Annotated in this window: 2 protein-coding genes, 1 tRNA gene and 1 pseudogene; 2 read left to right on the forward strand and 2 right to left on the reverse strand. The window is 49.4% G+C overall.

Features of this window, described 5'->3' with window-relative positions:
• Positions 1 to 195: 195 nt before the first annotated feature.
• Positions 196 to 642, forward strand: a complete 447-nt coding sequence (locus BZG79_RS12875) for a phage integrase N-terminal SAM-like domain-containing protein (protein ID WP_077774590.1) — start codon at positions 196 to 198, stop codon at positions 640 to 642.
• A 193-nt stretch (positions 643 to 835) separates the two neighbouring features.
• Here BZG79_RS12875 and BZG79_RS12880 read toward each other — a convergent pair.
• Both BZG79_RS12880 and BZG79_RS12885 read right to left on the reverse strand, forming a co-directional pair.
• A tRNA-Ser gene (locus BZG79_RS12880) sits at positions 836 to 926 on the reverse strand.
• Positions 927 to 1,107: 181 nt separating this feature from the next.
• Positions 1,108 to 2,316, reverse strand: coding sequence for a NupC/NupG family nucleoside CNT transporter (locus BZG79_RS12885; protein ID WP_077638991.1), 1,209 nt, complete (start codon positions 2,314 to 2,316; stop codon positions 1,108 to 1,110).
• A gap of 579 nt (positions 2,317 to 2,895) precedes the next feature.
• Between BZG79_RS12885 and BZG79_RS12890 the strand changes: the two are divergent.
• Positions 2,896 to 3,651: pseudogene (locus tag BZG79_RS12890) on the forward strand (divalent metal cation transporter); the annotation flags it as partial.

The following is a 3,651-nucleotide window of genomic DNA, read 5'->3' on the forward strand; positions in this document are numbered from 1 at the left end:
ATCCCCAAAGGATAAATTGTAACCCTATGATTATATTGATCCCCAAAGGATAAATTGTAACCCTATGATTATATTGTATTAATATTTTCTCTTTCGGCGATAATGTGAATGTGCCTCGTAAAAGCGTGCACACCATTTGGCTTTCCTTACCAATAAGCTGTATGACTAAACAGTCTTAGAGGGAGGGAAAAGATCATGACCAAAAGTCCGTTTATGGCAAGCCTTCAGCACGAGATTAGGCGACGAGGCTATGCGATTAGAACCGAGAAAAGTTACTTGTACTGGGTTCGTCGATTTATCCTTTTCCATCACAAGCAACACCCTACAGAGCTCAGTGACGAGGATGTAAAAACGTTTCTGTCTTATTTGGCGAATGCGCAGCAAGTTTCACCAAACACACAAAAGGTTGCCCTCAATGCATTAGCCTTTCTTTACAACCAGTTTTTAAACCAACCGCTAGGTAAGATTGCGTTTAATCCGTCCAAAAAATCGCCGCGAATTCCAATTGTGCTCAGTAAAGAAGAAGTTGCTAGAATTTTTACCTACCTTAGCGCAAGAGATAAGCTGATTTGTGGGCTTATGTACGGCAGTGGCCTACGCATCAATGAGTGCTTGAGGTTACGCATTAAGGATTTGCTTTAACACCCACGCTACCGCCCTTTGGTTRGCGGCRTCCAAAAGGCCTTACAGGGCAATTTTTGGAGGGCTAGCTTATCAGACGCTGGGCAGTGTGTTTAGGCAAAGGGGTCTAAAATGTTGGCGCGGTCAGGGTTTGGGGATTTATAAGGGGTTAAGCGCAAAAAAGCCGCTGACTGAGCAGCGGCTTTTCGGTATGTGGCGGAGAGATAGGGATTTGAACCCTAGAAGGGCTATTAACCCTTGCCGGTTTTCAAGACCGGTGCTTTCAACCACTCAGCCATCTCTCCGGAACGCGGCGTATATTATTGGGTTCGCTGTGGCTTGTAAACCCTTTATTTGCCGCTTTTTGTCTGTTCGCTCAAGCCGTGATCAGGTTGGCGATATTGCTAGCAAAAGGCGATTAGCTTGCCGCCAATCGCCCTACTTTTACTGAGACACGTTAGCTGAGTCTCTTTAACTGCACGGTACTTATAGCGCGATAAAAATACCCGCCAGTGCCGCACTCATTAGGTTGGCAAAGGTGGCAGCGATCACCGCGCGCACGCCAAGGCTGGCCACATCTTTGCGGCGCTCTGGCACCATGGCACCAATCGAGCCGAGTTGAATGGCAATTGAGCCAATGTTAGCAAAGCCACACAAGGCAAAGGTCACTATCACCTGGCTTTGCACCGACAGGTTCGCTTTGATATCGGCAAAGGATAAGAAGGCGACAAACTCATTGAGTGCGATTTTCTGCCCTAATAGGTTACCAACGGCAAACACTTCATGCACCGGCACCCCAGTAAGCAATGCCAAGGGTGAGAATAAATAGCCGAACAGGCTTTCTAGGCTTAAGCCTTCTAAATCAAGCAGCTCGCCAATGCTCCCGAGCCCGGCGTTTAGCATCGCAATCACACTGATAAAGGCCACCAGCATAGTACCCACGGCCACCGCGACTTTCATACCGTTCATCGCGCCGCTGGCCAAAGCATCAATCGCGTTCGCTTGGTCGCTATCGCTGATCTCCACCTGGTTTTGCTCAGCCGGTGTTTCCGTCTCAGGGACAATGATTTTGGCCATCAATAATCCACCGGGCGCGGCCATAAAGCTCGCGGCAATCAGGTATTTTAAATCCACGCCCATGGCGGCATATCCACCAAGTACACTGCCAGCCACCGAGGCCATGCCACCGACCATTACGGCGAAGAGTTCAGAGCGGGTCATTTTGCTAAGAAAAGGGCGAACTACCAAAGGAGATTCGCCCTGAGAAAGAAAGATGTTGCTGGTTGCCACCAGAGACTCTGCGCGACTGGTGCCGAGTAATCGCTGTATGCCGCCGCCGAGGAGTTTGATAACCCACTGCATAATGCCGAGATGATAAAGGAGAGAAATCAGCGCACTGATAAAAATGATTAACGGCAGTACTTTAACAGCGAAAACAAACCCATCGTTCGCCAGAGGTCCAAACACAAACTCAATGCCTTCGTTGGCAAAGGAGAGCAGCTTCGCCGCGCCATTACTCATTGCCCCTAGCATGGCTTGACCAAAGGGAATATAGAGCACCAGGGCAGCAAACCCAGCTTGCAGGCCAAACGCGCCTAGCACTGTTCGCCAGTTGATCGCTTTGCGGTTGGTGGAAAATGCGCACGCGCATAGAAACAGAGCGACCAGACCTGCCGCACTATAGAGGAGTTGCATAAATAGATTACCTTGCCGTTGTGTTGCACTTGCGGTACGGATGAGTACGACACGCTGCCGGGGTGGCAAGAGGTTCCATCATGCGTTACATCGTACCGCGGGTTCGGTGAAGGTGGGCCCGACCTTGGACGCTTTTTCTTCAGCCGCAAATCGCGACACAGTCACTCTTTGGCTATCGCTGCGCAAAGAGCACATGTTGGGCGAGCATTCTAGTGTGATTAAACTCTCATTTCCAGCAGAATTTGACGTTAGATCACACTTATTGAGTGGTTATAGAGGGTTGCAAACTGTCTTTTTGGCTGTGTCTTGTCTCTCAGACAATGGTCGGATGTTTATCCCTCTCTTTTTGTGTCACCTTGGTGGTGTCTATCATTCACACCCTGCATCACACCTGCGCTTAACAAATTTGGCAAGATTGGTTGACACGTTTGGCTCATATGATATTCATGGGTGGCTATTGACAAAATCATTGAAGGTAAAGCGATAAAAATAAGCCTCAATGGAAAAACAAAAGCAATAGCGCTAAAAAACATAAAACAAAGCAAACACAACAACGCAACCACAATAAAGGAAACACACATGCAAACCGTCTCTTCGCATCAGGCAGGATCTAGCTTGTCGGTGATGCAACGTCTACGCGCATTGGGGCCAGGTATCATGATGGCCGCGGCAGCTGTAGGCGGCTCTCACCTTGTTGCCTCGACCAAAGCCGGAGCCATTTATGGCTGGCAACTCGCGGCATTGATCCTGCTCGTTAACTTGTTTAAATACCCCTTTTTTCGAGCAGGCGTACAATACACCGCGGGAACCGGTGAAACCTTGGTCGAAGGCTATGCGCGTTTAGGTCGGCCTTATTTGTGGCTGTTTGTCGCGTTAAGTGCGGTCTCTGGGGTGATTAACACCGCGGCCTTAACCTTATTTAGTGCCAGCTTGCTCAGCTATTTTGTGCCGTTTGATCTCTCACTGACGGTGCTCTCGAGCATTATTGTAGCCACCTGCTTAGTCATCTTGATTGCGGGGCATTACAAAGCGCTGGATACCTTATCGAAAGTGATCATGGCGACGCTGACTTGCGCCACCTTAGTGGCGGTGACGATTGCCGTGGGGAATCCTGTCGCGGTTGAACCCAACTTCAATGCGCCCTCAATTTGGTCTGTCGCCGCCATCGGCTTTATTGTGGTGACCATGGGTTGGATGCCCGCTCCGATTGAAATTTCTAGCATCACCTCGGTGTGGCTCAAGCGTAAAGCGCAATCTGAGCCGATTAACGCCAAAGCGGCGCTGTTTGATTTTAACGTCGGTTACATCGGTACCGCGCTGTTGGCGATTGTGTTC

The organism is Salinivibrio sp. MA427, assembly GCF_001996115.1.
Lineage (GTDB): Bacteria > Pseudomonadota > Gammaproteobacteria > Enterobacterales > Vibrionaceae > Salinivibrio > Salinivibrio costicola.

Coding starts and splice junctions, on each gene's coding strand:
- BZG79_RS12875 (WP_077774590.1), top strand. CDS start 196: ATGACCAAAAGTCCGTTTATGGCAAGCCTTCAGCACGAGATTAGGCGA.
- BZG79_RS12885 (WP_077638991.1), bottom strand. CDS start 2,316: ATGCAACTCCTCTATAGTGCGGCAGGTCTGGTCGCTCTGTTTCTATGC.